Origin of the sequence: Rhizobacter sp. Root1238 (assembly GCF_001425825.1) — a bacterium.
GTDB lineage: Bacteria > Pseudomonadota > Gammaproteobacteria > Burkholderiales > Burkholderiaceae_C > Rhizobacter.
Genome location: NZ_LMDM01000017.1, coordinates 22165 through 49152 on the forward strand (window position 1 = coordinate 22165; position 26988 = coordinate 49152).

At 68.5% G+C, this 26988-nt stretch carries 25 protein-coding genes; 11 read left to right on the forward strand and 14 right to left on the reverse strand.

Going from position 1 to position 26988, the window contains the following annotated elements; genetic code table 11:
* Positions 1-4 precede the first annotated feature (4 nt).
* Positions 5-433: a GtrA family protein gene (locus tag ASC98_RS14570; RefSeq protein ID WP_056807203.1), complete on the forward strand. Its 429-nt coding sequence runs from the start codon at positions 5-7 to the stop codon at positions 431-433.
* Positions 420-1085: a bifunctional 2-polyprenyl-6-hydroxyphenol methylase/3-demethylubiquinol 3-O-methyltransferase UbiG gene (locus tag ASC98_RS14575; RefSeq protein WP_056807206.1), complete on the forward strand. Its 666-nt coding sequence runs from the start codon at positions 420-422 to the stop codon at positions 1083-1085. Before ASC98_RS14570 ends, ASC98_RS14575 begins: the two co-directional genes overlap by 14 nt.
* A 14-nt stretch (positions 1086-1099) precedes the next feature.
* Here the strand turns inward: ASC98_RS14575 and ASC98_RS14580 are convergent, their stop codons facing one another.
* From ASC98_RS14580 to ASC98_RS14605, 6 genes are read right to left on the reverse strand one after another with little or no spacing between them, the layout of a single operon-like run.
* Positions 1100-2398 (reverse strand): NAD(P)/FAD-dependent oxidoreductase, encoded by a 1299-nt coding sequence (locus tag ASC98_RS14580; RefSeq protein ID WP_056820079.1) that lies wholly within the window; start codon positions 2396-2398, stop codon positions 1100-1102.
* Positions 2399-2408: 10 nt separating this feature from the next.
* Positions 2409-3344, reverse strand: a complete 936-nt coding sequence (locus tag ASC98_RS14585; protein ID WP_056807213.1) for an NAD(P)-dependent oxidoreductase — start codon at positions 3342-3344, stop codon at positions 2409-2411.
* Between the two features lie 5 nt (positions 3345-3349).
* Positions 3350-5266: a hypothetical protein gene (locus ASC98_RS14590; RefSeq protein ID WP_056807217.1), complete on the reverse strand. Its 1917-nt coding sequence runs from the start codon at positions 5264-5266 to the stop codon at positions 3350-3352.
* Positions 5266-6009 (reverse strand): SDR family NAD(P)-dependent oxidoreductase, encoded by a 744-nt coding sequence (locus tag ASC98_RS14595; protein WP_056807219.1) that lies wholly within the window; start codon positions 6007-6009, stop codon positions 5266-5268. The genes ASC98_RS14590 and ASC98_RS14595 overlap by 1 nt, the downstream gene beginning before the upstream one ends.
* Positions 6006-7307, reverse strand: a complete 1302-nt coding sequence (locus ASC98_RS14600) for an FAD-binding oxidoreductase (RefSeq protein WP_056807223.1) — start codon at positions 7305-7307, stop codon at positions 6006-6008. Before ASC98_RS14600 ends, ASC98_RS14595 begins: the two co-directional genes overlap by 4 nt.
* On the reverse strand, positions 7304-8761 hold the full coding sequence (locus ASC98_RS14605; RefSeq protein ID WP_056807227.1) for a UbiA family prenyltransferase: 1458 nt from the start codon (positions 8759-8761) through the stop codon (positions 7304-7306). The genes ASC98_RS14600 and ASC98_RS14605 overlap by 4 nt, the downstream gene beginning before the upstream one ends.
* 148 nt (positions 8762-8909) lie before the next feature.
* On the opposite strand from ASC98_RS14605, the gene ASC98_RS14610 reads away from it, so the two are divergent.
* The 3 genes from ASC98_RS14610 to ASC98_RS14620 are packed head-to-tail and all read left to right on the forward strand — an operon-like array spanning position 8910 to position 11763.
* Positions 8910-9695, forward strand: a complete 786-nt coding sequence (locus ASC98_RS14610; protein WP_056807228.1) for a MipA/OmpV family protein — start codon at positions 8910-8912, stop codon at positions 9693-9695.
* A gap of 18 nt (positions 9696-9713) precedes the next feature.
* A complete protein-coding gene (locus tag ASC98_RS14615) occupies positions 9714-10397 on the forward strand; it encodes a response regulator transcription factor (RefSeq protein ID WP_056807231.1) in 684 nt (227 codons plus the stop codon).
* Complete coding sequence (locus ASC98_RS14620; RefSeq protein WP_157598050.1) at positions 10363-11763, forward strand: ATP-binding protein; 1401 nt, start codon at positions 10363-10365, stop codon at positions 11761-11763. The genes ASC98_RS14615 and ASC98_RS14620 overlap by 35 nt, the downstream gene beginning before the upstream one ends.
* On the opposite strand, the gene ASC98_RS14625 is transcribed toward ASC98_RS14620, so the two are convergent.
* Positions 11742-12254, reverse strand: coding sequence for a DUF3455 domain-containing protein (locus tag ASC98_RS14625; RefSeq protein ID WP_056807237.1), 513 nt, complete (start codon positions 12252-12254; stop codon positions 11742-11744). The genes ASC98_RS14620 and ASC98_RS14625 overlap by 22 nt on opposite strands.
* 108 nt (positions 12255-12362) lie before the next feature.
* Between ASC98_RS14625 and ASC98_RS14630 the strand changes: the two genes are divergently transcribed.
* From ASC98_RS14630 to ASC98_RS14640, 3 genes are all read left to right on the forward strand, one after another.
* Positions 12363-13301, forward strand: coding sequence for a PHB depolymerase family esterase (locus ASC98_RS14630; RefSeq protein WP_056807240.1), 939 nt, complete (start codon positions 12363-12365; stop codon positions 13299-13301).
* Positions 13302-13380: 79 nt separating this feature from the next.
* Positions 13381-15048 (forward strand): hypothetical protein, encoded by a 1668-nt coding sequence (locus ASC98_RS14635; protein WP_056807242.1) that lies wholly within the window; start codon positions 13381-13383, stop codon positions 15046-15048.
* Between the two features lie 89 nt (positions 15049-15137).
* On the forward strand, positions 15138-16532 hold the full coding sequence (locus ASC98_RS14640) for a hypothetical protein (RefSeq protein ID WP_056807248.1): 1395 nt from the start codon (positions 15138-15140) through the stop codon (positions 16530-16532).
* A 15-nt stretch (positions 16533-16547) separates the two neighbouring features.
* Here the strand turns inward: ASC98_RS14640 and ASC98_RS14645 are convergent, their stop codons facing one another.
* Positions 16548-17786 (reverse strand): HD-GYP domain-containing protein, encoded by a 1239-nt coding sequence (locus ASC98_RS14645; protein ID WP_056807249.1) that lies wholly within the window; start codon positions 17784-17786, stop codon positions 16548-16550.
* 268 nt (positions 17787-18054) lie between these two features.
* A complete protein-coding gene (locus tag ASC98_RS30425; RefSeq protein ID WP_157598051.1) occupies positions 18055-18612 on the reverse strand; it encodes a hypothetical protein in 558 nt (185 codons plus the stop codon).
* Between the two features lie 28 nt (positions 18613-18640).
* Here ASC98_RS30425 and ASC98_RS31695 point away from each other — a divergent pair, with 28 nt between their 5' ends.
* Positions 18641-18955: a hypothetical protein gene (locus ASC98_RS31695; RefSeq protein ID WP_235581274.1), complete on the forward strand. Its 315-nt coding sequence runs from the start codon at positions 18641-18643 to the stop codon at positions 18953-18955.
* A 184-nt stretch (positions 18956-19139) separates the two neighbouring features.
* Here the strand turns inward: ASC98_RS31695 and ASC98_RS14660 are convergent, their stop codons facing one another.
* From ASC98_RS14660 to ASC98_RS31705, 3 genes are all read right to left on the reverse strand, one after another.
* Positions 19140-20786: a TIGR04141 family sporadically distributed protein gene (locus tag ASC98_RS14660; protein ID WP_056820087.1), complete on the reverse strand. Its 1647-nt coding sequence runs from the start codon at positions 20784-20786 to the stop codon at positions 19140-19142.
* Positions 20787-20916: 130 nt separating this feature from the next.
* Complete coding sequence (locus ASC98_RS31700) at positions 20917-21120, reverse strand: M48 family metallopeptidase (protein ID WP_235581275.1); 204 nt, start codon at positions 21118-21120, stop codon at positions 20917-20919.
* A 50-nt stretch (positions 21121-21170) separates the two neighbouring features.
* Positions 21171-21365 carry a DUF3563 family protein gene (locus tag ASC98_RS31705; RefSeq protein WP_056807256.1) on the reverse strand — a complete coding sequence of 65 codons (195 nt, stop codon included), beginning with the start codon at positions 21363-21365 and terminating at the stop codon, positions 21171-21173.
* A 187-nt stretch (positions 21366-21552) separates the two neighbouring features.
* Between ASC98_RS31705 and ASC98_RS14670 the strand changes: the two genes are divergently transcribed.
* Positions 21553-23706, forward strand: a complete 2154-nt coding sequence (locus tag ASC98_RS14670) for an ATP-binding protein (RefSeq protein ID WP_056807259.1) — start codon at positions 21553-21555, stop codon at positions 23704-23706.
* 8 nt (positions 23707-23714) lie between these two features.
* Here ASC98_RS14670 and ASC98_RS14675 read toward each other — a convergent pair whose 3' ends face one another.
* Positions 23715-24380: a DUF4276 family protein gene (locus tag ASC98_RS14675; protein ID WP_056807263.1), complete on the reverse strand. Its 666-nt coding sequence runs from the start codon at positions 24378-24380 to the stop codon at positions 23715-23717.
* Positions 24377-25471 carry an AAA family ATPase gene (locus ASC98_RS14680; protein ID WP_056820090.1) on the reverse strand — a complete coding sequence of 365 codons (1095 nt, stop codon included), beginning with the start codon at positions 25469-25471 and terminating at the stop codon, positions 24377-24379. Before ASC98_RS14680 ends, ASC98_RS14675 begins: the two co-directional genes overlap by 4 nt.
* 257 nt (positions 25472-25728) lie before the next feature.
* On the opposite strand from ASC98_RS14680, the gene ASC98_RS14685 reads away from it, so the two are divergent.
* Positions 25729-26910 carry an ROK family protein gene (locus ASC98_RS14685; protein ID WP_056807341.1) on the forward strand — a complete coding sequence of 394 codons (1182 nt, stop codon included), beginning with the start codon at positions 25729-25731 and terminating at the stop codon, positions 26908-26910.
* Positions 26911-26988: the final 78 nt, after the last annotated feature.

The following is a 26988-nucleotide window of genomic DNA, read 5'->3' on the forward strand; positions in this document are numbered from 1 at the left end:
GACAATGCGGCCCGTGATCCAGCATTTTCTCACCCGCCAGTTCCTCGGATTCCTCGCCGTCGGCAGCACGGCGGCTGCGCTGCACTGGGCCGCGCGCTGGCTCCTCAGCCACTGGCTGCCGTTCGGCTGGGCGGTGACCGCGGCCTACGGGGTCGGCCTGTCGGTCGCCTTCTGGCTCAACAGCCGCTACGTGTTCCCGCGCTCGGACCGGCCGCGGCATGTGCAGGCCCGCGACTTCGTCGCGGTGAACCTGCTGTTCTTTCCGGTCGTCTGGCTGGCCGCGCTGGGCGTCGACGCGGCGCTGCGGGCCGCCGGCCTGCAGCACCACACGCAGGACGTGGCGCATGCGCTTGCCGTCGGGCTGCCGACCCTGTTCACTTTTCTGATCTACAAGTTCGTTGCCTTCCGGGAGGGGCCGCATGCAGAACCATGAGTTGTCCGAGCTCTATCGAATCCGATTCGCCGAGGCCCAGCTGCCGCGCAAGAACGCCATCTGGCAAGTGATCTGCCGCGATTTCCTGCAGCGTTTCGTGCGCCCCGCCGACACGGTGGTGGACGTCGCCTGCGGCTATGGCGAGTTCCTCAACAACATCGTCGCCGCCCGCAAGATCGCCGTCGACCTGAACGAGGATGCGCGCCGCTTCCTGGACCCGGCCGTCACGTTCCACCTGGCGCCGGCCACCCGACTCGCCTCGGTCGTCGACGGCGAGGCCGACGTGGTCTTCACGTCCAATTTCCTGGAGCACCTGCCGGACAAGAAGACGCTGGAGCAGTTCCTTGACGAGGTGATGCGTGCGTTGAAGCCCGGCGGCCACTACCTCATCCTCGGTCCCAATCTGCGTTACCTGCCCGGTGCCTACTGGGATTTCTACGACCACCACCTGGGGCTCACGCACCTGTCGCTGGGCGAGGTGCTGCAGCTGAAGGGCTTCGAGATCGTCCGGTGCATCGACCGCTTCCTGCCCTACACCACGCAAGGCGCGTTGCCCACGCACCCGTGGCTGGTCAGGCTCTACCTGAAGCTTCCGTTCGCGTGGAAGCTGCTCGGCAAGCAATTCTTCATCGTCGCGCGCAAGCCGGGCTGATCGCGCCGCCGCGGTCACGACACCGCGTCGCGCGCCATGCGGCGGCCGAAGCCGATGCTCTCGGAGATGCCACGGTCTTCCGGGTAGTAGTGGGAGGTGTCGGCCACCCACAGGCCGTGCACCGGCGTCTTCGCCGGCGGCAGCCGCTCGAGGAAGCGCGGCTCGCAGATCGGCTGGGCATGCCGGTAGCGGCTGGCGTGCATCGCGATGAAGTCCTCGTCGCGCAGCGCCGGGTTGATGGTCTGCAGGCAGCTCTTCACCTTCGCGAGGAAGGCCTCGTCCGGCTCGGCGTACAGCGGGTCTTCGCCGGGCACGTAGAACGGCACGTAGACCACATGCTGCGCGCCGAGCGGCCGCAGGTTGGTGTATTCGACGAGGCCGGGGATGTCCATCCGCGGGTCGTTGACGTTGAGCCAGAAGTTGCCGGTCAGGGGCTTCGCGAGCTTGGCGATGACGCAGACCACCGCGATGTTCTTCAGTGCATCGAACTGCGCGCGCAACGGCGCCGGCAGCGCCGGGATCAGCCGCGACACGAAGGGCAGCGGCACGGTGCTGATCACCTGGTCGAAGCGCAGCAGTTCGCCGGCGACGCGCACGCCGGCGACACGGCCGTTCTCGGCGCCTTCGATCACCACCTCCTGCACCGGCGACTTCAGCCGCACCTCGCCGCCGTGCGCGACGATGTCGTCGCGCATCGCGTCGAGCAGCGTGTCGGACCCGCCGTCGAGGTAGCCGAGTTTCTCGCGCATCAGGCTGGTGCGCGAGTTGCCGATGCGCCGGATGCGGCTCCAGATCCATGCGGCCGACAGGTTGCCGGCGTAGCCGTGGAACTTGTGCTCGAACAGCCGCCGCCACAGCACTTCGTAGGCCTTGTCGCCGACCCAGCGGCGGATCCAGCCGGTCGCCTCGACGCCGTCGAGCGGCCGCCAGTTGCGCCGCTTCACCGACACGAAGGCATGCAGCGCGCAGCGCAGCTTCGAGAGCAGGCCGAGCCCGTCGAAGCGCAGCAGTGCGAGCGGGTTGCCCCAGGGTTGCAGCCGCCCCTGGTACCAGTAGCTCATGCGGGTCTCGACCCAGCGCATGCGGTCGGCCAGCTTCAGCTCGTCGAGCACCTGCAGGAAGGCGGCATCCGAGGTGCAGTGGAAGTGGTAGTAGCGCTCGATGCGCAGCCCGTCGAAATCGAAGCAGGCGGCCATGCCGCCCAGCCGGTCGTCGGCCTCGAAGACCACCGGCCGGTGGCCGTCGCGCGCCAGCTGGTAGGCGACCGCCAGGCCCATCGGCCCGGCACCGAGCACGGCAATGCGTTGCGTCATGGAAACGGCCTCAGAAGTCCAGCACCACGTGGCCGTAGGTGGGGTCGTTGAAGGTCTCGGCGATCGCGTCGGCGAACGGGGTGGCGGTGACGCCGAACAGCGCAGGCCAGTCGGTCAGTTCGAACTCGTCTTTCGCGACCAGCGCGCGCAGCTGCTGCGTGGTGAACGGCGGGTTCGGGTCGAACCGGCCCCAGGTCCACAGCGCGGCGTGGAACAGCGCATACGGCACCTTGACGATCAGCGTACGCGCGCGCGTGGCCCGCTTGATCTCGCGGATGATGTCGATGTAGTCGATCTTCTCGCGCCCGGAGATGTTGTGCACGCCGCGGGTCACGCGCCCTTCGATGCAGGCGACGATGACCTTGCAGAAGTCGCCGGCATACAGCGGCTGCCGCATGTAGCGGCCGTTGCCCGGGATCGGAAACACCGGCACGCGCGCCATGAAGCGCGACAACCAGCCGAGGTGCTTGCGGTCGAACCAGCCGAACATCAGCGTCGGGCGCAGCACCGGGCAGTCGATGCCGTTGCGCAGCACCAGCGCTTCCTGCTGCTTCTTCGTCTCGGTGTAGAAATCGTTCGCGACCGACTCCACCACCGACGAGCTGACATGCACCAGCCGCGGCACGCGATGGACGTTCATCGCCTCCAGCACGTTGCGGGTCGCATCGACGTTGTTGCGCACGAAATCGCGCAGCACCGTCCCGCCGATCTGCGCCTGCAGCATCACGACCGCGGTGGCGTCCTCGAAGTGGCGCTGCCAGTGGCCCGGATCGGCCAGGTCGACGCATTCGGTGGTCACGTCGGGGTGGATGCGGCCCAGGATTGCGAGGTTGGCCGCGTGCTTGTCCAGCACGACGATCTCGGTGTAGCCGGCGGCCTTCAGGCGCGGCAGCAGGTTCTGGCCGACGAGGCCGGCGCCGCCGGGAAGGATGATCTTGTTCGGCATGGGGGCTACCTGGAAGGAAGGGCGGATGGGGCAGGCGTGTGCAGGCGCCGGAAGCTGACGGCCATCTCGGCCTGCCAGAACGGCAGCGGACTGGCCGAATCGATGCGCAGTTCGCGCACGCCGCGGCGTGCGTCGATGCGGCCGTCGAACAGCGCGGCGACGTCGGCGGTGGTGGCCAGCAGCGGCGACAGCACGAAGCCGGTCTCCATCATGCCGGCGTTCACGCGGTAGGTGGCCTGCGTGCCGTCGGCCAGCGTCACCCGCATCGACAGCGGCGGCGGCTTGTACAGCAGCGCGCGCAGCCGGCCTGCCCAGGTCGGGCGCACGACGATCTCGGTGAACAGCGGCAGGGCGTCCGGCACCGCGACCGGCTCGCCCAGCCGCGCCGCGAGCGTCACCGGCGCGTCGTAGCGGCTGGCCGCCTGCCGCTGCGGCCGGGCCTTCAGCACCAGCCAGGTCGACAGCGGCTGCGCCGGTTCGTAGTTGTCGAGCAGCGCCGGCAGGCTCAGCCCGTCGTCCATCGCGGGCAGCCGCTCGTCGATGGTCTGCAGCCGGTACAGCAGCTGGCGCGGCGCCGACGGGCCGCGCAGGTGGGCCTCGTTCAGGCGCGCGAGCGCCGGCGTGTAGGCCGAGTAGCTCTGCAGCACCGGGCGCGGTTTCCACGGCAGGCCCTGCGCCAGCAGGCAGAAGTGGTCGAACGAGTACACGTCGGTGTCGACCGGCGCGACACCGTCGAGTCCGCAGTGCGTGGCGCCTTGGCGCAGCCGCGTGGCGTAGCGCCGCGACCAGTCCGACGCATCGAATCCGGCGGTGCGCAGCGCCAGCGGGTTCGAGGTGGCGCCGCCGACGGCGGTTCGCCCGTCGGTCGCGCGGCGGGCGGCGTTGACGCCGCACAGCAGCGCGGTGCTCGCCAGCGCGACCAGCAGCCAGCGGCTGCGGTACTGCGTCGGCGGCAGCAGCGGCCAGGTCAGGCCGAGCGCAGCCACCAGGTTGGCCAGCGCGATCTGTGCGTGCACGTCGTGCCGCACGAAGCCCGCCTTGAACGACAGGAACAGGAACACCGCCGTGATGGCCAGTGCGCCGAGCCGCAGACCTCGCGGCAGCGAGCCTTGCGATGCCAGGGCGGCCAGCAGCAGCAGCGCCGGCACGCCGAAGAGCCACAGCTCGCGCGACGGGCCGTTCACCGCCATGCCCTCGCTGTAGCCGGAGACGATCTCGCGCAGGCTCAGCAGGTAGCCCGGCAGGTCGGGCAGCGCCTGGCCGGCCGCGCACCAGAACGCAGCGAGGGCGGCCAGCGGGCAGGCCAGGTTGAGCGCAGCCAGGCCGATGCGGCGGGCCTGCAGCAACGCGGCGGCCGAGAGCAGTGCGGCGACGGCGCACAGCAGCGCCAACGTGCCCTTCACCAGCGGCAGCAACCCGAACGAGATCCAGGCCAGCACCAGCACCGGCAACGCCCAGCGGGGCGGGCGCTCGCCGTGCAGCCACGACAGCACGGTCAGCGTCACCAGCAGCGGCAGCGCCAGCAGCAGGCTGTCGGTTCCGCCGAGCAACAGGAAGAACGCGAGGCAGACGATGGCCGGCCAGCGGCCCGCGGGCCGGCGCAGCAGCACCGCCAGGCAGGCCACGAACACCGCCGCGAGCAGCGCCGAGCCCGCGAACATGCGCGCTGCTGTCGCGGGGGTGTAGGTGTGGGTGAACACGCTGGCATACGGGCCGAAGGTGAACACGATGTCGCGGCCGAATACCAGCCCGCGCGCGACCGCCTGGTTCAACGCGAGGATCCAGGAGCCGTCCACGTCGTTGCGCGGCATGAACGGCGACAGCGGCACATAGGCGTCGACGGCCAGCACCGCCAGCAGCGCGAGCCCGAGCCACGGCAGCGTGCGCCGCAGGGCCTGTGCGTCGTGCGGCCGCCAGTCCATCAGATGTCCATCCGGTTGAACACCGCACGCGGCAGGTGGCGGATCACCATCATGATCAGCGCCCACTTGCCCGGCGCGTACACCACCGGCGAGCCGGCGTCGATGCCGCGCAGGATGCGCGCTGCCACCGCGCGCGGATCGGCGAGCTTCGCACCCTTCGCGCGCAGGGCCGCGGTCATCGGCGTGTCGGTCGGCCCGGGCTTGACCAGCACCACGCGCACCGCGGTGGCCGCCAGCCGGTGCTGCAGGCCTTGCGCATAGCGCGTCACCAGCCCCTTGGCGGCGCCGTACACGTAGTTCGACTTGCGCCCGCGGTCGCCGGCCACCGAGCCGATCAGCGCGACCGTGCCGCGCCCGGCACGCAGCATCGGCGCGACGAAGGCCTCGGCGAACAGCACCGGCGAGACGCCGTTGACCTGCAGCGCTTCCAGGTTGGCGCCGAGGTCGGACTGGCAGCCGGCCTGGTCGGGCAGCGAGCCGTGCGCGATCAGCACGATGTCGGGCACGCCGTCGGCGACCGCGTCGTCGACCGCACGCGCGATGGCCGAGGGTTCCAGGAAATCGCAAACCGCGACCCGCAGCGTCGAGGCGGGGCTGCGCACCCGCAGGTCGGCGGCGACGGTTTCGGTGCGCGCGGCATCGCGCGCGAGCAGCGTCAGGTGCACCGGGCCGGCCTCGGCCCACAGGCGTGCGCAGTGCTGCGCGATGCCGGAGGTGGCTCCGACGATGACGATTCGCTTCATTGCAACCCCAGGCGCCGCGACTGTGCGGACGCAAACTTGCCGATGGCATGCCAGCGCTCGCGCACGGCCTCGAATTCTTCCCAGCGCGGGTAGCCGGCCCTGAAGGTGGCCGCGCTCATCCGCGCGTCCTTGGCCAGGTAGTGCCGGCCGCCGTGGTCGAGCACGACCCGGTCGAGCGCATCGAGCAGCGCGAACACCGCCGGCTCGGCCTTGAAGTCCACCGCCAGCGTCCAGCCTTCGCGCGGGAACGACAGCGGGTGGTCGTTGCCCGGGCCGAAGGCCTTCAGCACCGCCAGGAAGGCGCCGACGCCGGCGCCGCCGATGCGTTCCAGCACCTCGCGCAGCCCGCGTGCACCGGCTTCGCGCGGCAGCACGAACTGGTACTGCACGAAGCCCTGGCGGCCATAGAGCCGGTTCCAGTCGGCCAGCGCGTCCAGCGGGTAGAAATAGGGCTCGAGCGGGACGCGGCGCGTGTGCCGCGGGCCGCGCACGCGCTGGTAGTAAAGCTCGTTGAAGGCCTGGCCGGCCAGCCGCGACATCAGCGCCGACGGCAGGTCGACCGGCACCGGGCGCGGCGCGTGCGGCTGCACCTGCAGCGGCCCGTCGCCGGCATGCTCGCCCAGCATCAGCAGCGAGCGCCCGAGCGCGGCGCCGCGCGCCAGGCAGTCGATCCAGGCGACGGAATAGGGCGATGGCGCATGCGCGTCGAACGCGGCGAGCACGCCGTCGAGATCGGGCAGCTTCAGGGTCGTCTCGACGATCTCGCTGCCGGCGATGCGTTTCAGGCGCAGGCCGGCCGACAGGATCACGCCGGTCAGGCCCATGCCGCCGCAGGTGGCCGCGAACAGCTCGGCGTGCTCCGCCGGCGAGGCGCGCAGCCGTTCGCCGTTGCCCAGCAACAGGTCGACGTGCGTGACGTGGCGGCTGAAGCTGCCGTCGAGGTGGTGGTTCTTGCCATGCACGTCGCTCGCGATCGCGCCGCCCACGGTGACGAAACGCGTGCCGGGCGTGACCGGCAGGAACCAGCCGCGCGGCACGAACACGCGCAGCAGGTCGGCCAGCGGCGTACCGGCCGCGCACTGCAGCTCGCCGGTGGCCTCGTCGAACGACTGCAGCGTGTCGAGGTGGCGGGTGCACAGCATCTGCGCCGCGAGGCTGCTGTCGCCGTAGCTGCGGCCAAGGCCTCGCGCGATCAGGCCGCCCGGTGCCGCCAGCAGCCGCGCGCAGTCGTCGGCGCTGGCCGGATACCGCAGCTCGGCGTCGATGCGCGGGTAGCGCCCCCAGCCGCTGGCGTTCATGGCACCAGCGTGGCCAGCGCGAACACGCCGGCCAGGCACACGCCGATCGCCCAGCTGACGCGGTCGGTCAGCGCGAAGACGATCGGGTCGTCGTGCATCTGGCCGCGGTGCGCGATCAGCCAGGTGCGCGAGATCCAGTACAGCAGCAGCGGGCAAGCCAGCCAGATGAACTTCGGCGACGCGTACAACTCGGCGGTGTGCGGGTCCTGGATGTACAGCGCCAGCACCAGCACCGCGATGTAGCCGGTGGCGCTGCCGAAGCTCGACACGATCTCCAGGTCGCTGGCGTGGTAGCCGCGGCCGCGCAGCGGGCCCTCGCGGCCGTCCTGGCGGGCGTCCGCGAGTTCGCTGAAGCGCTTGACGAAGGCCAGGCTGCAGAAGATGAACACCGAGAAGCTCAGCAGCCAGAACGACAGCGGCAACTGCAGCGCGGCGGTGCCGGCAATGATGCGCAGCGTGTACAGGCCGGCCAGCAGCATCACGTCGAGCAGTGCGACCTGCTTGAGCCGCAGCGAGTAGGCGAGCGTCAGCCCGAGGTAGATCGCGAGGGTCGCGGTGAAGGCCGGCGCGAGCAGCGTGGCCGACAGCGTGAAGGCCGCGACGGCCAGCAGTGGCGCGAGGCACCAGCCGTGCAGCAGGCTCACGTCGCCGGCCGCGAAGGGCCGGCGGCGCTTGCGCGGGTGGTGGCGGTCGTCGGCGATGTCGATCAGGTCGTTGCCGATGTAGACACTCGACGCGGCCAGCCCGAAGGCCACGAAGGCGAGCATCGACTGCAGCAGCAGCTCGGCATGGCCGTAGCCGTGCGACGCGAGCAGCGGCACGAAGATCAGCGTGTTCTTCAGCCACTGGTGCGGCCGCAGCGCGCGCCACAGCGCCTGCCAAGCGGGGGGCTGGTCGGTGGGCCAGACCGTGCCGACTTCGGCGACGGCGCGCGCCCGCTTCACCAGCGAGGCCGCGTCGCTGACGACATGCGCCGTGCGGGCCGCGGACCACACGGCGAGGTCGGCTGCGTCGTTGCCGATGTAGTCGAAGCCCTTGTCGCCATAGCGGGCGACCAGCAGATCGCGCTTGCGTCCGGCTTTCAGGTTGAGTTCGCCATCGCTCGCGAGCACCGCCTCGAACAGGCCGAGGTGTCGCGCCACCGGCTCGGCCAGCGCCTGGTGGCTGGCGGTCGCCAGCACGATGCGCCGCCCGCCGGCATGCTGTTCGCGCAGCCAGGCGAGCAGCGGCTCGTGGTACGGCAGCGAGGCGGCGTCGAGCTCGACCGCATCCGCCAGCCCGGCCTTCAGCGCCGCGCGCCCGTGCCGCAGCCAGCCGAGCATCGACAGGCTGCGCAGCGGCTGCCGGGTCACCAGGCGATTCGCGCTCTCGACCAGCAGGTCGGTCTTGATCAGCGTTCCGTCGAGGTCGACGACCAGCGGGATATCGTTCGGCAGGGGGAGCGGGGTGGGCATCGGGGTCGCAAGGGCAGGCAAAGGCGCTCGGATCCGGGCCGAAGGCGCCGGAATTGTAGTCACACGATGTATCGACCCGGCGCTGCGTAAGTCGCCGGTAAGTCGACCGACGGAACCATCGCGGCTTCCTCATTGGATCCACTTCACCATGCTGAAACCCACCTTGCTTCGTTCACTCGCCCTGTCCCTGCTCGCCCTGTCTGCCGCCCCGCTGGTCATGGCGCAGCCGCAGCCGGGGGAGGACCAGCCCGCACCGCCGCCTTCGGGCTGGGGCCTGGGCATCGGCGTCGGCTGGCAGCGGCCGGCGTATGCGGGCGCCGAGAACAAGACCCGGGTGCTGCCGCTGGTCAGCTTCGAGAACGAATACGTGCGCGTGCTGGGCCTGGGCGCCGACCTGAAGCTGCCGAGCGCCGGGCCGGTGTCGTTCGCGGTGCGCGCGCGCTATGCGCTGGGGGACGGCTACGAGTCGGACGATGCGCCGATCCTCAACGGCATGGAAGAGCGCAAGCCGAGCTTCTGGCTGGGCGGCGCGGTGCAGTGGCGCACCGACTACGCCAAGCTGTCGGCCGAGGTGTCGGGCGACGCGTCGTCGCACAGCAAGGGCACCGAGGCGCGCCTCGGGGTGGAGCACGACTTCCGCTTCGGGCGCTTCATGTTCACGCCGCGCGTCGTCGCGGTGTGGCGCGACGCGAAGTACGTCGACTACTACTACGGCGTGCGGCCCGAGGAAGCCACCAGCTTCCGGCCGGCCTACGAGGGACAGGCCACGACCAATGCCGAGGTCGGCCTGCGCACCTTCTACGGGTTCTCGCAGCGCGACGGCGCGTTCCTCGACGTCAGCGCCACCGCGCTCGGCTCGGGCATCAAGAACAGCCCGCTGGTCGACCGCCGCACGCTGCCGGCCGTGCGCCTGGGTTACCTTTACCGCTTCTGAACTTCTGGTCCGTCGTCGATGAACCGTGTCGTGCTGGTCGAGGACCACAGCCGCCTGGCGGCGCTGGTGGGCAAGGCCTTGTCCGGCGCGGGCATCGAGGTCGATGCCTTCGAGCGCATCGAGCCGGCCTGGCATGCGCTGGGCGAGGCCGACTATGCCGCGGTGATCGTCGACCGCGGCCTGCCCGACGGCGACGGGCTCGACCTGGTGCGCCGGCTGCGCGCGGCCGGGCAGCGCGTGCCCTGCCTGATGCTGACGGCGCGCGATGCGCTGCACGATCGCGTGTCGGGGCTGGAGGCCGGCGCCGACGACTACCTGGCCAAGCCGTTCGCGATGGAAGAGCTGGTGGCCCGCGTGCGCGCGCTGATGCGCCGGCCGGCGCAGCTGCAGAGCCTGTCGCCGGCGTTCGGCGACCTGCAACTGCGGCCCGAGGCCGGCTGCATGAGCTGCGCTGGCGAATCGGTGACCTTGCCGCCGGCCGAACTGCAGATCATGCTCAGCCTGGTGCGCGCGGCCGGGCAGACGGTGCGGCGCAGCGCGATGGAGCGGGCGGCCTGGGGCGTCGACGAGGCAGTGACGCCGAACGCGCTCGACGTCGCGCTGCACCGGCTGCGCAAGAAGCTGCCGGCGATCGGCTCGGCGCTGGAGATCGTCAACGTCAGGGGGCATGGCTATGCGCTTCGCGCTGCGGATTCCGTGTAGCCTCGCGGCCCAGCTGCTGCTGGCGGCCAGCGGCGGGTTGCTGGTGGTGATGCTGATGGCCGGTGCCGTGCTGGCCGCGCTGCTGATGCAGGGCCCGGCCGACGCGACGCGCCAGGGGCTGGAAGACACCGCCCGGCACCTCGAACGCGGGCTGCGCTTCGATGCGCAGGGCCGCCCGGCGTACCTGGTGCTGAGCGAGAAGCACCAGGCGATGGTCGACGGCCTGCCGAAGGATTTCAGCTACCGCGTGCTCGACGGCCTGGGGCGCGTGCTGATGTCGGGCGAGGACGGGCCGGCCGCGCAGGTGCTGGCGATGCAGCCGGTGTCCGGCGGCGAGACGGTCAGCGCCGCGTCGACCGGCGAAGTCACGCTGCACATCCTGAACCGGCCGGTGCACCACGACGGGCAGGACTACGTGATCCAGGTGGCCCGCAGCGACCGGCTGGAAACGGTGCTGCGCCGGGTTGGCGGCGGCATCTTCGTGAAGGGTGGCGTCGTCGCCGCGGTGCTGGCGGTCGGCGTCTTCACCGGCGTGGTGCTGCTGACGCTGCGCCGCCTGCTGGAGCCGGTGCGGGCCGCGTCGGCGGCGGCGGCGCGCATCGGGCCGCACAACCTGAAGGCGCGGCTCGACGGGACGCGGTTGCCGCGCGAGCTGTCGCCGCTGATCGACGCCTTCAACCAGGCGCTGCAGCGGCTCGAAACCGGCTACCGCGTGCAGCAGGATTTCCTCGCCGCGGCGGCGCACGAGCTGAAGACGCCGCTGGCGCTGATCCGCGCCGAGGTCGAGCTCGACGACGCGGGCGGCGAGCGCCGCGAGCTGCTGCTGAGAGACCTGGATTTCATGGGCCGCCAGGTGCACCAGCTGTTGCACCTGGCCGAGGTCAGCGAGGCGCAGAACTACATCTTCGAGCCGACCGACGTGGCCAGCACCGTGGCCGATGCGGCCGGGCAGCTGGAGCGGCTGGCCGGGCGCCATGCGGTGGCGCTGCAGGTGCAGCGGCCGGACGCGGCGGTGCGGCTGCAGGCCGACGCCGGTGCCTTGTTCATCCTGGTGAAGAACCTGGCCGAGAACGCGATCCTGCATTCGCCGCCCGGCGCGGTCGTGACGCTCGCCGTCGACGCGCAGGGCTTGCGCGTACGCGACCGCGGCCCGGGCATTCCGGCGGCCGACCTGCCGCGGCTGTTCGAGCGCTTCTGGCGCGGCAGCGGCAGCGCGCACCAGGGCGCGGGGCTCGGGCTGTCGATCTGCCGCGAGATCGCGCGGGCCCACGGCTGGACGCTGGCGGCCGCCAATGCGCCAGGCGGTGCCGAATTCAGCCTGAGCTTCGCGGGCTTCGCCGACCCTCAGGGCGCCAGCAGGATGTAGTCGGCGGTGTACGGCACCCGCTCGGTGCGGCCCAGGCTGGCGGCATCGCAACTCGCGGCCGGCACTGCGCCGCCGGCGGTGTTGACGCGCTGCACGCTGGTGATCTTCGCGAGCCGCCCCGGACCGCCGACCGAGCGCGTCGACAGCAGCAGCCACGGGATCGCGCCGGCCAGCGGCGCATCGGCACGCGACTTCACGGTGCCGATGATGCGGCTGCCGTCGGCCGCCTCCCAGTGCGGGCCGGCATAGTGCCGGCCGGCCGGCGCGCCCTGCGTGTCGAGCAGGTCGGCTTCGGGCGCGACGAACACCCATTCGGTGCCGGTGCCGCCGACCTTGTTGCGGCATTCGTAGATCTGCACGCCGCGGGCGGCCAGCCGTTCGACGACGTGCTCGCCGGCCGGCACCAGGTTGGCCGGCACCGCGATGCCGGCCGGTTGCGAGGCGCAGGCCACCAGCGCGACGGCGCCGAGGCAGGACGAGAGCTTGTACATGGGCGTTCTCCTGTGACGAAATCGAAATGAAACGTAGCAGATGCGGCGATCCGCGCCGGAGCCAGGGTCGTAAGCTCGGCGCGACCGTCGTTGACGGAAGGGGAAACTATGCGCCGCCTTTGCGCCTTCGCCGCGGCCCTGGTGCTGCCGTTGTGCAACAGCCTGTGCCTGGCGCAGGACGATGCGCGGGCCCGCATCGTCGCGGCGGGCGACTACCGCTACACGATCCGCCACGGCGAGCTCGACCGCCACTACCGCGTGCACGTGCCGAAGACCTTCGATGCCGCGAAGCCGCAGGCGCTGATCGTCGCGCTGCACGGCGGCGGCGGCAGCATGGACCACCAGGCCGACGACGCGAACTACGGGCTGATCGGCCTGTCGGAACGCGAAGGCGTGGTGCTGGTGTTCCCGAACGGCTTCAGCCGGTTGCGCCGCGGCACGCTCGCGACCTGGAACGCCGGCACCTGCTGCGGCACCGCGCGCGACCGCGAGGTTGACGATGTCGGCTTCATCCGGCAGGTGGTCGCCAACCTGCAGCAGCAGATGGCGGTGGACCGCCACCGCATCTTCGCGACCGGCATGTCGAACGGCGCGATGATGGCCTACCGGCTCGCCTGCGAGGCAAGCGACGTGTTCAGCGCGATCGCCGCGGTGGCCGGCACCGACAACACGCGCCAGTGCGCGCCGGTGCGGCCGGTGCGGGTGCTGCACATCCACGCGCGCAACGACCCGATGGTGCCGTTCGACGGCGGCTACAGCAGCAACACGCGGCTGCGCGCGGCGACCGGCGAGTTCGCATCGGTGCCGGACACGGTGGCGCGCTGGGCGCGCCACGACGCCTGCACCGGCACGCCGCAGCAAGTGCTGGCGGTGCCGGGCGCCCGGTGCGAGGCCTGGCCGTCGTGCGGCGGCGGCGCGCAGCTGGAGCTGTGCGTCACCGAGACCGGCGGCCATTCGTGGCCGGGAGCCCGGAAGGCGCGGGGCGAGGCGCCGTCGCAGGCGGTGTCGGCCAACGCGCTGATGTGGGAGTTCTTCAACCGGCCCTGAGCCGGTGACCGAAGTGTCAGAGACGTTTCGACTGGAAACGATTCCACTTTCCGGTCGTCGAGCGGCTACGCTGCCGCCCATGAACATCCTCCAACGCTGGCGCGCGGTCGCCGCATCCGTCGTCCTGGCGGCTCCGTTGATGACGTCGGCGCAGGCGCAGACGGTCGATTCGTCGACGCTGGTCGGCAAGGTCCTGGTCGGCTACCAGGCGTGGTTCCGCTGCCCGGGCGACGGCAGCCCGGGCAACGGCTGGTCGCATTGGTCGAACGGCGCGCCGTCGGCCGGCACGCTGGCGATCGATGCCTACCCCGATCTGGGCGGGCTGCCCCAGGCCTCGCTGTGCGCGGTGCCCGGCATGACGGTGCAGGGCCAGCCGGCCCGGCTGTTCTCGTCGTACCCGAAGGAGACGGCCGACACGCACTTCCAGTGGATGCGCAGCTACGGCATCGATGGCGCGCTGCTGCAGCGTTTCGTCAGCGACATCCCGTGGGTGCGCAGCGAGAAGGACGTGGTGCTGCAGAACCTGCGCAACGCGGCCGAACGGTACGGCCGCACTTTCGCGATCGAGTACGACCTCAGCATGGACTACACCAGCGTCAGCGATGACACGCTGATGGCGAAGCTGCAGGAGGACTGGCAGCACCTGGCGAACGAGCTGAAGCTGACCGCCAGCCCGGCGTACCTGAAGCAGGGCGGCAAGCCGATCGTCTCGCTGTGGGGACTGGGCTTCGGCGATGCCAACCATGTGAACCGGCCGGCGCTCGGGCAGCGCATCGTCGATTGGTTCAAGACGCAGGCGCAGGTCACGGTGATGGGCGGCGTGCCGGGCGGCTGGAAGGTGGGTGGGCGCTCGAGCTCGGCCGATCCGGGCTGGGCCGCGGTGTATGCGTCGCTCGACGTCGTGCAGCCGTGGGCCGTCGGCTCGTTCGGCGATGCGGCCGGTGCCGACAACTGGAAGGCGCTGGTGCTGCAGCCGGACCTGGCGCAGACGCGTGCGAACAAGCAGCTGTACCTGCCGGTGATCTTCCCCGGCTTCTCGTGGCACAACCTGATGAAGACCGCGCCGCAGAACCAGATCCCGCGCGACGGCGGCCGCTTCCTGTGGCGCCAGGCCTTCAATGCGCGCGATGCCGGCGCGGTGGCCGTCAAGATCGCGATGTTCGACGAGGTCAACGAATCGACGGCGATCTTCAAGGTGGCGAGCAAGCGCGCCGCGGCGCCGGACCAGGGCTACTGGCTGACGCTGGACGCCGACGGCCGCGACCTGCCGAGCGACTGGTACCTGCGGCTCGCCTACGAAGTGGCGCGCGTCTACAGCGGCCAGGTGGCGAACACCGCGACGATGCCGGCCAAGCCCGGTCCGGGGTCGGCGACCGAGCCGCCTGCGCCACCTCCGCCGCCGGTCTCGGGCTGCGGCGTGCTGCCTGCCAACACGCTGCTGCCGGTCAACCGGCCGCTGAACTCCTGCGACGGCCGCTTCCAGCTGTGGATGCAGTCCGACGGCAACCTGGTGCTGTACCAGGGCAACCAGCCGCTGTGGTCCAGCAGCACCGCCGGCAAGGTGGTCGGCAAGATCGCGATGCAGGGCGACGGCAACCTGGTGATCTACGACCCGGCCAACCGGCCGTTCTGGGCCAGCAACACCTCCGGCCACCCGGGGGCGCACCTGACGCTGCAGAACGACGGCAACCTGGTGGTCTACCTGGGCAGCCAGGCGCTGTGGGCGTCGGGCAGCTGTTGTCGTTGAGCAGCGTTCGGGGCCGCCAGGGAGAAGGCCCGTCGGGCATACCGATTGCCCGCCGCTCTCGCGTCGCGTGACGCTACAGGGAGCCCACCATGTCCACACTCGAACGGCTGGTCGCCACCGCCGGATTGTTTGCCCTCGCCTTGCAAGCCGGCGCCGCCGACCCGCTGCCGCCGGATACCACCTACCGGCCCTTGCCGACCCAGCCGCTGTCTGCCGTCAAGGCGGCCGATGAGGCGGCCAAGCCAGCGGTGATGCAGCGCCAGTCGGCCCTGCTGAACCAGCGCTACGACCTCGCGAACCGGCCGATGCCGGGCGTGATGATGTCGGGCGGCCGGCGCGCGGTGCAGGACGGCGTGCGGGTGCGCCTGCCGGCCGGCCAGTCGTGGGAGTCGCTGGCGCGCATGACCCCGGCCGACATCCGCGAGCGCAACCTGCTGCCCGCCGGCTTCCGGCCGCTGCCGCACGTCAAGCAGTCCAGCGGCGGCCAGGTGTTTCCCGACCACCAGATCAACGAGATCGCGCGGCAGGAGCAGCGCGACCTGCGGCGCTTCGATGTGGATTTCGACCTGCCGGACCACCTGACGCCGGAATTCCCGTCGCCGATCTACCTGACCACGCGCCCGGAGCTCGGCGACGTGTCGCGCGGCCAGGTGCTGACGCTGGCGAACTACTACGATGCGCTCGTCGGCATCGTCACGCCGGTGCAGATGGAAGGCATGCGCCTGCTGCTGACGCCGTTCCCGCAGGAGGAGTTCAACCAGACCGAAGATCGCAAGGTGGCGGCGCCGAGCCGCGGGGTGACCTGCCTCGACTGCCACGTCAACTTCAACACCAACGCGGCCTTTCACCTGACACCCGACCTGCGGCCGCAGGCCTCGCGCTTCCGGCTCGACACCACCAGCCTGCGCGGGCTGTTCAACCAGCAGATCCACGGCTCCAAGCGCTCGTTGCGCTCCGTCGAGGATTTCACCGAATTCGAGCAGCGCACCGCCTACTTCAACGGCGACCACGTGAGCGCCGCGCGCAAGGGCGTCAACCTGCCCGACCGTGCGAGCCAGGTCGCGATGATGGCGCAGATGCAGAACATCATCGACTTCCCGCCGGCCCCGAAGCTCGACGCGGCCGGGCGGCTCGACCCGGCGCGCGCGACGCCGCAGGAACTGGCCGGCGAGAAGCTGTTCACCGGCAAGGCGCGCTGTGCCGAATGCCATGTGCCGGCGACGGCGTTCATGGACCAGCAGATGCACGACCTGAAGCTGGAGCGCTTCTACCGCACCGGCGTCGCCAGCAACGACCTGGTGCCGGTGCCGGACGGGCCGATCAAGACCTTCACGCTGCGCGGCATCAAGGATTCGCCGCCCTACCTGCACGACGGCCGGCTGCTGACGCTGGACGACACCGTCGAGTTCTTCAACCTGGTGCTCGGCCTGCGGTTGAGCGCGCAGGAGAAGGAGGCCCTGACGGCCTACATGCTGGCGCTGTAGCCGGCCGACCCGCGCTCAGTTGCGCTGCACGCCGGCCAGGATGTCGAGGTCCTTGAACTTCCAGTCGTCCGGCGATTCGCAGCGCAGCACCTTGTCCTGGCACCAGGCGCTGCCCAGGTCCATCTCCAGCGGCTCGATGCGCATGTTGGACTTGGTGCTGAAGAAGGCCTTGACCTTCGGCTGCAGCAGGTTCTGCGCGTTCTGCGCCGTCACCACCGCGAGCTTGCCGGACTGCAGGCGCAGCAGCGAGCCGACCGGGTAGATGCCCACCGTCTTGACGAAGGCCTGGAACACGCGCGGCTCGAAGTGGCCCTTCCACTGGGCCATGCGGCGCAGCGCCTCGCCCGGATCCCAGCCGCTCTTGTACGGCCGCACCGAGGTGACCGCGTCGTACACGTCGCAGACCGCGCCCATCTTCGCGAACAGGCTGATCTGGTCGCCGGCGAGCTTGTGCGGGTAGCCGCTGCCGTCGACCTTCTCGTGGTGGTGCAGGCACACGTCGAGCACCACCGCGCCGGCGCTGCCGCCTTCGAGCAGCAGCTCGTGGCCGCGCTCGGGGTGGCTCTTCATGATGTCGAACTCGGCGTCGGTGAGCTTGCCCGGCTTGTTCAGCACCTCCAGCGGCATCACCGCCTTGCCCAGGTCGTGCAGCATGCCGGCGAGGCCGGCCTTCTTCAGCTGGTCGCCCTGCAGGCCGAGCTGGCGGCCGAGCGAGACCATCAGCGCGCAGACGGCCACCGAGTGCATGTAGGTGTATTCGTCGGCGCGCTTGAGCCGCGCGACGCTGATCAGCGCGCCGGGGTTGCGCAGCACCGATTCGGAGATCTCCTCGACGAGCTCCTCGCACTGGCCGGCGTCGACCGCCTTGCCCAGCCGGGCCTCGCCGAACATCGACGCGATCTTGGGGACCGAGCGGCGGTACAGCGCGGCGGCCTTGGCCATCGCGGCGTCGCCGCTGTTGAGTGCGTCGAACTCCATCGGCATCGACGCGACGAATTCCAGTTCGCGCTCGACCTCGTCGGCAAGGGCTTCCTGGGTGATGGCCTGCACCGTCGCGGCCGGGCCTTCGACGTCCAGGCCCTTTGCGGTGTCGATCCACAGTTCCGCCACGCCGCCGGCCCTGATGCGTTCGAAGTCGGTGTCGCTCTTCAGCGTGAACTTGGAACGCCAGAACGGGTGATCCATCCACGAGCCGCAGAACTCGTGGACGTGCATGCCCATGCGCAGCTGGCTGACGGAAATCTTCTTGATCACGCTCGGTCTTTCGTCGTGGGAGAGCCGACGGTTTGAAATGGGGGCGGAATGTCGCGCAGGCGCAGGCCGCCGAGCAGGTTACCCGGTGCTTATCGGCCGGGCGCCCCGGGGCCTTGAGCGCGAGGGGGCAGATGCGTTGGAAATTGCCGAACCGACTAAGGGGTATGCCTACCAGCAGGTACAAGATGGTGCAGCGGGATTCGGCCTATCTCGCTCGGCGCAAGATTGGTGCCATGCGACGCAGAAGTGGGGCGTTGGGATGCTCTCGTCAGCGATGCGCCATGTTTCGTCCCATGTTCTCGATGAACCTGACACCAAGCGTCTTGGCCACGTCGCGGTATTCCCCGGGCATCTGCGATTCGAGAACGAGCACGGCGTCGATGGACATGAGGCCGGTGACCCCGTCGGCCTTGGCCTGTGCTTTCAGCACTTCGCGGTACTTCACGATCTGGTAGATGCCGCGTTCGTAGTCGCAGGGCAATCCATCGGAGACCGACGATTTCACTTCCACGCCAAGCCAGTGTGAAGATGAAGCAAAAAAAACGTCGACGGCATCGCCAGACCGCAAAGTTCGCTCCTCTTCGGCGTGACTACCCGATTCCGCCCCGACAAGTTCGGGGTGTTCGAACACGAATCGCTTAAGGGCCTTGTGTTGGGGTGATTCGCCGCCAGCGAGGCGAATCGGTTGGCTATCGGCATTCGGTTCGACGATCGGCGTGTCTGCCAGCCCAAGTTGATGGAGCACGCGCTCCCAGCGGGAGCCGAACCGCAGAATGCGCCCGTACTCTTCAAGCAATTTGGCTTCGCGATCGCGCCGAGTCAACACGAGTCAACTGCTCATAGCCTGTCCACCTATGCCGAATGCCCTCTCCGGGGAGGCCTTTGTTGGGACCCTGGGCGTTCACGACGATTGTGGTGAGGTAGGGAATTTTCTCCGTCCAGAGTGGCTGGATCTGGTCCAACTTGGTTGTAACTCGGCCCAGCACATGACCGAGGCCGCGTGCCCAAGGATCGCCATTCTTGTTGTGGCGACCTATGCGAGCAGCCAGATCGAGATACTTGAGAGGACGCAAAACGTCGTCGCCTTGCCGAAGTACATGAGTCACCAGCACGGGCAGCACTTTTCGCGCATCTTCCTCTGTTCGAGACACATCGTCTGCTTCGAATAGGCCGGATTCATCGGTTATGTCCGGGAATGCAGGTGCCGACATGGTGCGCCTTCGTATCGAGAGGATGGGACGACTTCAACACCGATTTCAACGCTGCCGCGTCCGGCGGCGCAATGAGGGTTACTGCCGGCTGCCGACAGAGACACCGGTCTTGCCTCGGCGTGTCGGGCGACGATACGTCGCCTCAGGTCTTCTGACTTGGTGCCTGTTTCGGCCGGCACTTCTTCTTGATGAGTAGATCTGGAGCAACTTCGATGGCAGTGATCTGCACTTGGTAGTCCAACGCCTGTAAAGTCTTCATCGCGTTGCGGAGCGTCACCTTTGAGAAGAATGGCAACTCGCGAGGAAGCTGCTTGGTCGTGGCGATGGCGTAGGTGACGGTGTACGCACTTGCTTTTGGCTTGACCGTGGGGTCTGCGAGTCGCGCGGCCGGAGGCAATTTCTGATTGAGTCGCACTCGAAAGTCTTCATCACCTACGAAGGCTTCGGCGGCGACAAGTCCTTGCGAAAAGAGGTGGCTCAGCGTGCTTGAGCTTCGGTAGTACTTGACGTGGATGAGGTCGGAGGAATTTCGGATCAGATCGCAGAACTCGACCTTGTCATACCGGCCACCTAACTTGGTGTTCTTCTTGTCCATCAGCGAATAGGTCTTGTCGCTTTGAGCAAGTTTCTTGTTGTAGTCATCTTCCCGATCGCAGTCGTAGGCGGGGAGGGCGAAAGGGCATGAAGCGATTCGTGAGATGTAGTCGTCCACCTTTTTGACGAAATCGGGCTCGACTTGGAACCAGAGGCCGTTACGCAGCATGTAGCGCTCCGCATCCAGATGCAGCTCCGCATACAGGCATCTATAGGCGTTCCAATTTTTGACGGATTGATAGTCGGAGTCGTTGACGTGAACGCTGGTGGCACGGAGGGTATCCACCGACAGTGGACGATCCTGCTTGGTCAGGTACTCCATCAGAGCGCCCAGCGATAAGACTGGCAGCACGGGCGTGTTGGGCCTGCGGTCGAACGAGTACCCGATCTGCTTCTCCCAGTCGACGACCTCCGGCTCGCCGAGCCAAAGAACGCACTGGGTTGGGTCTTTCAGATCTTCATCCAGATACAGGTCGAGTACTTGCGCGATCTCGGGGTCCTTTACGCGACGGATGTTGTCGACCCATTCGAATTGAAGTGGAAGGGGGCCATCGAATCGCGAAATCGCCTCATCGAGAACCGTGAAGAGGCTGTCAAGGGTAATCTCCACTGCAACAGTAAGAGAGTCTCGGCCGCTGACGTGGCTCCCGAACACCGAGACGTTGGAGATGCCGGTTAATGCGTAGAGCATCTCCATCTCCGAATCCATTTGGAGATCAAAGATGTCGACTTCCTTGGTGCTCTGGGTCCGCGAGTTGAGGGGGTTGTCCTCGTAGTTGGCCTTGTCGACACTGCGAAGTTTGTTCGGATCTACGGACGAAAGCGTCACACGCAATCCAAAGTCGCGCTCGATGGCAACTTCCTTGATCAAATGGAAGCCAGTTCCGAAGGTAAGGGCAAAAGTCCTTGATCCCCTTCGAACGAGCAACGCCGCTCCAACGGATCTTGTGGCGGGGAACAGGCCGGCTGGGACCTCCGGTCGTTGTGTGAAGAGATCGGTCCAGGGTGGAGGCGGTTTTGGACGCTCCTTCTTCACGTACAGCGTTGCTTCGATGCCCTCTGCCGAAAGAGGTATCGCATCACTGGCATCCTCAAGTTTGATGAGATCCCCTGCTGCCGGCTGCCCATCCTTCGCTAAATAGATTGCGAGCTTCTCCTTGCGCGGCCTCGCTTCGCTCGCCTTCTTCGCGGCCATTTATGTTGCTCCACTGAGTCCTTGGGATTTATAGGCCGCAAGGTGACTTTTGAGAAGAGCAGTGACCCCAGATACCAGGGCAGAAGCGCGTAATTCGGACGATCAGCGATTCAGCAATTGCTCAGCCATTTCATCCAATCGCACCTTTCGTTCCTGCCAATCGGGCATCCAGTGTGACGAGCATCCGATAGAACCGCGGGCTGTGGTTCAACTCCTTCAGATGGCAAAGCTCGTGCGTGATCACGTAGTTGATGCAGGGCGTCGGGGCCTTTTCCAGAAGCGGGTTCAGCACGACTTCGCCCTTCGGTGAACAGCTGCCCCGCTGGGTGCGCATCGTCAGCAGTCGCAGGTCGGGTGGCCGACGCGTGACGCGCCGCCTGGCACTCAATGCCTCTGCTTCAGAAAGCTCAACCGCGTGCAGGCATCCAGCGTCGTGAACTGATCGAGCCGCTTCGCACGTTGCTCGAAATCGGCCAGGTCGGCCGCCTCGCTGAGATAGCGATCGTCCCGCGCGCGGCGCGATGAGCGGCGAAAGACGAGAGACAGCGCGAGGCATGCGAAGCGCAGCAAGGTTTGCATCGAAGGTACGGGCGATTAGCGGAGCTGCGAAGTCTCGGCAGCTGGCGTATCGATGGCGTTCCATCCCGTCGCCCGATGGTCTCAGTTGTTTCGCGCCATCGCTGCAGCGCCCGCCTCCCCGACAAGCGTAGGAATCCTGCCGAAACCCGGATTGCGCCGCCCGCCGCGCCGGGCTACAAGCCATGCCATGGTCTCCACGCCGTCGGCCAACTCGCTGCTGAATCCGCCGCGCCGCAAGTTCGCTGCGGTGCTGGTCGGCGCCGCGCTGGCCGCCTCGGCGCTGATCGGCTGGCTGCTGTGGACGGCCCGGCAGGATGCCATCCGGTCCGCGCAGACCACCGCGCTGAACTACGCCCGCACCCTGGAAGTGCGCATGGACGGCACCTTCCGACGCACCGATGCGGTGCTGCGGGTGCTGGCGCAGCAGGTGCCACTCGATGCGCTCGCGCCGCAGGGCGAGCTGGCCCATGCCCGGCGGCTCAATGGCGAGCTCGATGCGATGCTGCGCGATTTCGACGAGCTGATCGCGCTGCGCATCATCGACGCCCGCGGCGACCAACGCTACGTGACCTCGTCGGCCAACACACCGATGGTGAACTACGCCGACCGATCGTTCTTCCTGACCTACCAGCGCGATCCGCAGGCCGACCTGCTGTTCTCCGAGGTGGTGATGGGCCGGGTCAGCCAGCGGCCGACGATGGTGATGACGCGGGCGCTGCGCGATGCGCAGGGCCGCTTCCACGGCGCCGCACTGGCGCCGCTGGACCTCAGCTACTTCCAGCAGCAGTTCCGCAAGCTGGACATCGGCCGCAACGGCACGGTGTTCCTGCGCCGGACCGACGCCGGGCAACTGGTACTGCGCTGGCCGCAGATCGATGCGGAGATCAACAAGCCGATGCCCCCGAACCAGCCGATCCTGCAGGCGGTGAAGTCGGGTCAGCCGGAGACCGTCAACGAGTACGTTGCGTTCACCGACGGCGTGCGGCGCATCTCGGGCACCGTCGTCGTGAAGGGCTACCCGTTCTTCCTGACGGTGGCGTTGAGCCACGACGAGGTGCTCGCCAACTGGCGGCGGCTGGCGCTGCTGACCGCGCTGGCCTGGGGGCTGCTGCACCTGCTGATGGTCGTGATGATCCGCCGGCTGTGGCGCAGCGACCGCGAACGCCGCTCGCTCGAGGCGCAGTTGCGCGAGTCGCAGCGCATCGAGTCGATCGGCACGCTGGCCGGCGGCATCGCGCACGACTTCAACAACATCCTGGCGGCGATCCTCGGCAACGTCGCGCTGGCGCGCGAGGACATCGGCGCCGGCCACCCGGCGCTCGCGAGCCTGGAGCAGATCCACAAGGCCAGCGTGCGCGCCCGCGACCTGGTGCAGCAGATCCTCGCGTTCGGCCGCCGCCAGCCGCAGGCGCTGGTCAACCAGCCGCTGCAGCCGCTGGTCGAGGAATCGGTGCGGCTGCTGCGCTCCACCTTGCCGGCCGGGGTGTCGCTCGCCTACCGGATGGCGCCGCAGCCCCTGCACGCCCATGCCGACGGCACCCAGGTGCAGCAGGTGCTGATGAACCTGTGCACCAACGCCTGGCATGCGCTGCAGGGTCGGCCGGGGCGCATCGAGGTCGGGCTGGAGCCGCACGTGGTCGAGCCCGGCGCCGAGCGCGCGGCACGCACCACGCCGCCGCTGGCCGCCGGCCACTACGCGCACCTCTGGGTGCAGGACAGCGGCTCCGGCATGGACGCGGCCACGCAGGCGCGCATCTTCGAGCCATTCTTCACGACCAAGCCGACGGGGCAGGGCACCGGGCTCGGGCTGTCGGTGGTGCACGGCATCGTCGCGGCCCACCACGGTGCGATCCGCGTCGACAGCGAACCCGGGCTGGGCACGACGATGCACCTCTACGTGCCGACCACCGATGCGGCGCCGGACGAAGAGCCCTTGCCGGTCATCACCGCGCCGGGGGCCTTGCAGGGCGCCGGGCAGCACGTGGCCTACGTCGACGACGACGAGGTCATCGTGCTGATGGTCGAGCGGCTGTTGCTGCAAGCCGGCTACCGCGTCACCGCGTTCCGCGATGGGCACGAGGCGGTGGCCGCCGTCGGCGCGCGGCCCTTCGCCTTCGACCTGGTGATCACCGACTTCAACATGCCCGGCTACTCGGGGCTGGACGTCGCGCAGGCGCTGCGCGACATCCGCGCCGACCTGCCGGTGGTGATCAGCTCGGGCTACATCACCGAGGAATTGCAGGCCCAGGCCGCCGCCGCAGGTGTGCGCAGCCTGATGCGCAAGCAGAACACGATGGAGGAGCTGCTGCGGCTGGTGCGGCGCGTGCTGATGACGCCGTGAGGCGGCACTCAGGCGGTGGCGTAGTGTTCGAGCTGCAGCAGCCAGCCGTCGAAATGGGGGCACTTCGCGCGCATGGCCGGGATGCCGATTCGCTCGGCGGCGAGCGGACCATGGAGGCCCTTTCGGTACAGCGGAAACATGGCTTGCAAGCGCTTTGACGGGGCGGTGGCCGGCCCTTCGTTGATGTCCTCGGGTGCCATGGCGTCGGCAATGGCCGCGAACGCGCCCTGCTTGTGCGGTTCAGTCAGAACGCCCGGGATGGTGACCGAATCGGAGAACAGCCAGGCTTCGTATTCGTGCAATGCGATGAAAGGCAGGAAATTCTGCTGTCCGATGGCAATGCGCAGTTCGCGCTCCACGTGTTCGACGCGTTGACGGGGCGTGCCGCCGAGAGGCCGGCTCACCATGCCGGGGAAGTCGGCCGGCAGTGCGTAGTAGTCGATCATGCTGGTGACGAGTGCCCCGCCGCTACCCTGGAGAACGCGCCGCAGGTGCTCGCGAAACTGCCCGAAGCTGCGCAAGCCACCCTTGAAGTTGGCGCCGTCCTTGACGACCTTGGTGGCCACGATCGTCGGCCGGATGTCGACACCGATCGGCTCCAGCACCTGTCGCAGCACCGTCTTGACGAAGCGTTCCTCCGTCTGGCCTTCCACGACGATCAACGCACGCTTCACGGCCGGGCGCCCAGCACGTTCATTTCCCAGAGGTCGCCGAGCGCGTAGTGATCGAGCCATTGCGACATGTCGCTGCTGCTCAGGTGGCGGAACTCTGTTGGCCCCTCCTGACGGTCCACGGTCCACAGGTCCTCAGGTTTCAGGCGATTCACCAGCGACACCGACTGGGTGGCTGCGATCACCTGGGTTCGCTCCGACGCCGAGGAAATGAGGTCGGCCAACAGCGTGATGGCTGCGGGGTGCAAGCCCAACTCCGGCTCATCGAGCAGCACAAGCCCCGGCAACTCCGGCTGGATCAGCAGCGTGACCAGGCAGATGAATCGCAGCGTGCCGTCGGAGAGGGCGTGCGCATTCATGTAAGCGTCGCTGCCGCGCTCGCGCCATTCGAGGCGAATCTTCGATTCGTTCAGGCGCGACGGCTGCAGTTGGAAATCGTCGAAGAACGGGGCAACCTGGCGGACGATCTCGACGATGTTGCGATAGTGATCCGGGTGTTTGTCGCGCATCCAGAACAGGTAGGGCGCGAGGTTTTCTGCCTGGGGCCGAAGGAAGCGGTTGTCATCGACGTCGGCCGTCAGTTTGACTGCGGCGCTGTCGCTCGTGTCGTGGAAGTGGTAGACGCGGTAGCTCTTCAAGTCGAGCATGGCTTCTTGCGCAGCAACGTGCGCCTGCCGTGCCAGCGTGGACTCTTTTGTGGGCACCGCGGCGGACACCCGTGAAGCCTTGTCGGCTTGCGTTGCTGCGTCCTTCAGCGACGCGGTTTCGTCCTTGACCAGGAGGGTGTCGTCCGCGGTGGGCACTAGAGTAATCCCGTAGGTGCTGGCTATCTGGCCCCGAGAGAACGCTAGCGCGAAGGACATCGATCGTGAATGCTTCTGGCCCAGGTGCAGCAGCGCATCGGCTCCACCCTTGACGCCCACATGGCCCTGCAGGTTCTCGGTCACGATCTCCCGCAGAAACCGAAACACCGAAATCAGATTCGACTTGCCGGAGCCGTTGCCACCGATGAAGACGTTCAATTTCCCAAGCGCCAGCGTCTGTTGGCGGATGGACTTGAAGTTCTCGATCGTCAGTTTTTCGAGCTGGCGCATTGAGCAAGACGGAGGCAGAGAGGGATCGGGGCGATGGTACAGGCCGGCATGCGAAGCGGGGACTGACCAGCGCCTCTCCGGCATTTGACCTGAATTTGGTCAAAGATCGCTCTTGCGGCGCCGAAGTGCTGTTCTTAGCATCCGCTCCAAGGCGCTCGGCCCGGACATTCCGGCTCGAAGACGACCACAGACCGGCCGAGCACGGCCGCAAGGAGACAAGCAAGGTGATCCGCTGGGACGATCTGTCGCCGGGTGAACTGGCTGTGCTGGAGACCGTGTTCTGGTCGGCCAGCAGCTCGCGCAGTGCGCTGGCCGCCGCATCCACCTTCTCGAAAAGCAAGGCCAACGCGGCCGTTGCCGGCCTGGTCGAGCGCGGGCTGCTCGAAGAGATCGGCCTGCAGGCCTCGTCCGGCGGGCGCCGGCCGGAGGCGCTGCGCATGAGCCGCGCGGTCGGCGTGCTGGCCTGCATCGACCTCGGCGCGACCAGCCTCGACGTCGCGATCCTGTCGCCCGACATGGGCGTGCTGGCGCACCACGCCGAGCCGGCCGATGTGCGGGCCAGCCCGGCGGTGCTGCTGTCGCGCATCCGCGAACTGCTGCGCGAGCTGCTGCAGCGCTGCGGCGCCACCCGCAAGGAGGTGATCGGCATCGGCATGGGCGTGCCCGGACCGGTGGCCTTCGGCAGCGGGCTGCTGGTCAACCCGCCGCTGATGCCGGGCTGGGAAGGCCTGTCGATCCGCGAGGTGCTGGGCGAGGACTATGCCGCGCCGGTCTTCATCGACAACGACGTCAATGTGATGGCGCTCGGCGAACTGTGGCGGCTGCACCGGCGGCTGCCGAACTTCCTGGTGGTGAAGATCGGCACCGGCATCGGCTGCGGCATCGTCTGCCATGGCGAGGTCTACCGCGGGGCCGACGGTTCGGCCGGCGACGTCGGCCACATCTGCGTCGACCCCGACGGCCCGCGCTGCCACTGCGGCAACCTTGGCTGCGTCGAGGCAATGGCGGCCGGGCCGGCGATCTCGCGCATGGCGGTCGAGGCGGCGCAGTCGGGCCAGAGCGCGTTGCTGGCCCAGGTGCTGGCGGCGCAAGGCAGCATCTCGCCGGTCGACGTCGGCCAGGCGAGCCGCGCCGGCGACGCCGCGGCGCACGGCATCGTGCAGAAGGCCGGCACGCGGATCGGGCAGATGCTGGCGTCGATCGTCAACTTCTTCAATCCCTCGCATGTGTTCATCGGCGGGGGCATCACCGGCATCGGCCCGCTGCTGCTGGCGTCGATCCGGCAGAGCGTGTACCACCGCTCGCTGGCACTGTCGACGCGCCACCTCGACATCCAGTACGCGCCGCTCGGCGAGCGCACCGGCGTGATCGGCGCCGGCGTGCTGGCGCTGCAGGAGACGATGCGCGCGCGCGGGTCGGTTCCGGAGGCGGTGACATGAGGCGGGCCGAGCGCCGGGCCGCTCCCAAGCCGGCCCGCGTCCCCTCGGGGGACCGAGCGACGTACTCGTCGGGCGAGG

Bases quoted from the DNA above. Each gene is read 5' to 3' on its own strand.
- ASC98_RS14570 (WP_056807203.1), top strand. From the start codon at position 5: ATGCGGCCCGTGATCCAGCATTTTCTCACCCGCCAGTTCCTCGGATTC.
- ASC98_RS14605 (WP_056807227.1), bottom strand. From the start codon at position 8,761: ATGCCCACCCCGCTCCCCCTGCCGAACGATATCCCGCTGGTCGTCGAC.
- ASC98_RS14660 (WP_056820087.1), bottom strand. From the start codon at position 20,786: ATGGCCGCGAAGAAGGCGAGCGAAGCGAGGCCGCGCAAGGAGAAGCTC.
- ASC98_RS31705 (WP_056807256.1), bottom strand. From the start codon at position 21,365: ATGCAAACCTTGCTGCGCTTCGCATGCCTCGCGCTGTCTCTCGTCTTT.
- ASC98_RS31700 (WP_235581275.1), bottom strand. From the start codon at position 21,120: ATGCGCACCCAGCGGGGCAGCTGTTCACCGAAGGGCGAAGTCGTGCTG.
- ASC98_RS14635 (WP_056807242.1), top strand. From the start codon at position 13,381: ATGAACATCCTCCAACGCTGGCGCGCGGTCGCCGCATCCGTCGTCCTG.
- ASC98_RS14640 (WP_056807248.1), top strand. From the start codon at position 15,138: ATGTCCACACTCGAACGGCTGGTCGCCACCGCCGGATTGTTTGCCCTC.
- ASC98_RS14625 (WP_056807237.1), bottom strand. From the start codon at position 12,254: ATGTACAAGCTCTCGTCCTGCCTCGGCGCCGTCGCGCTGGTGGCCTGC.
- ASC98_RS14580 (WP_056820079.1), bottom strand. From the start codon at position 2,398: ATGACGCAACGCATTGCCGTGCTCGGTGCCGGGCCGATGGGCCTGGCG.
- ASC98_RS14615 (WP_056807231.1), top strand. From the start codon at position 9,714: ATGAACCGTGTCGTGCTGGTCGAGGACCACAGCCGCCTGGCGGCGCTG.
- ASC98_RS14680 (WP_056820090.1), bottom strand. From the start codon at position 25,471: ATGCGCCAGCTCGAAAAACTGACGATCGAGAACTTCAAGTCCATCCGC.
- ASC98_RS14590 (WP_056807217.1), bottom strand. From the start codon at position 5,266: ATGGACTGGCGGCCGCACGACGCACAGGCCCTGCGGCGCACGCTGCCG.
- ASC98_RS14585 (WP_056807213.1), bottom strand. From the start codon at position 3,344: ATGCCGAACAAGATCATCCTTCCCGGCGGCGCCGGCCTCGTCGGCCAG.
- ASC98_RS14610 (WP_056807228.1), top strand. From the start codon at position 8,910: ATGCTGAAACCCACCTTGCTTCGTTCACTCGCCCTGTCCCTGCTCGCC.
- ASC98_RS14630 (WP_056807240.1), top strand. From the start codon at position 12,363: ATGCGCCGCCTTTGCGCCTTCGCCGCGGCCCTGGTGCTGCCGTTGTGC.
- ASC98_RS14670 (WP_056807259.1), top strand. From the start codon at position 21,553: ATGGTCTCCACGCCGTCGGCCAACTCGCTGCTGAATCCGCCGCGCCGC.
- ASC98_RS31695 (WP_235581274.1), top strand. From the start codon at position 18,641: ATGCCGAATGCCCTCTCCGGGGAGGCCTTTGTTGGGACCCTGGGCGTT.
- ASC98_RS14620 (WP_157598050.1), top strand. From the start codon at position 10,363: ATGGCTATGCGCTTCGCGCTGCGGATTCCGTGTAGCCTCGCGGCCCAG.
- ASC98_RS14575 (WP_056807206.1), top strand. From the start codon at position 420: ATGCAGAACCATGAGTTGTCCGAGCTCTATCGAATCCGATTCGCCGAG.
- ASC98_RS14595 (WP_056807219.1), bottom strand. From the start codon at position 6,009: ATGAAGCGAATCGTCATCGTCGGAGCCACCTCCGGCATCGCGCAGCAC.
- ASC98_RS14600 (WP_056807223.1), bottom strand. From the start codon at position 7,307: ATGAACGCCAGCGGCTGGGGGCGCTACCCGCGCATCGACGCCGAGCTG.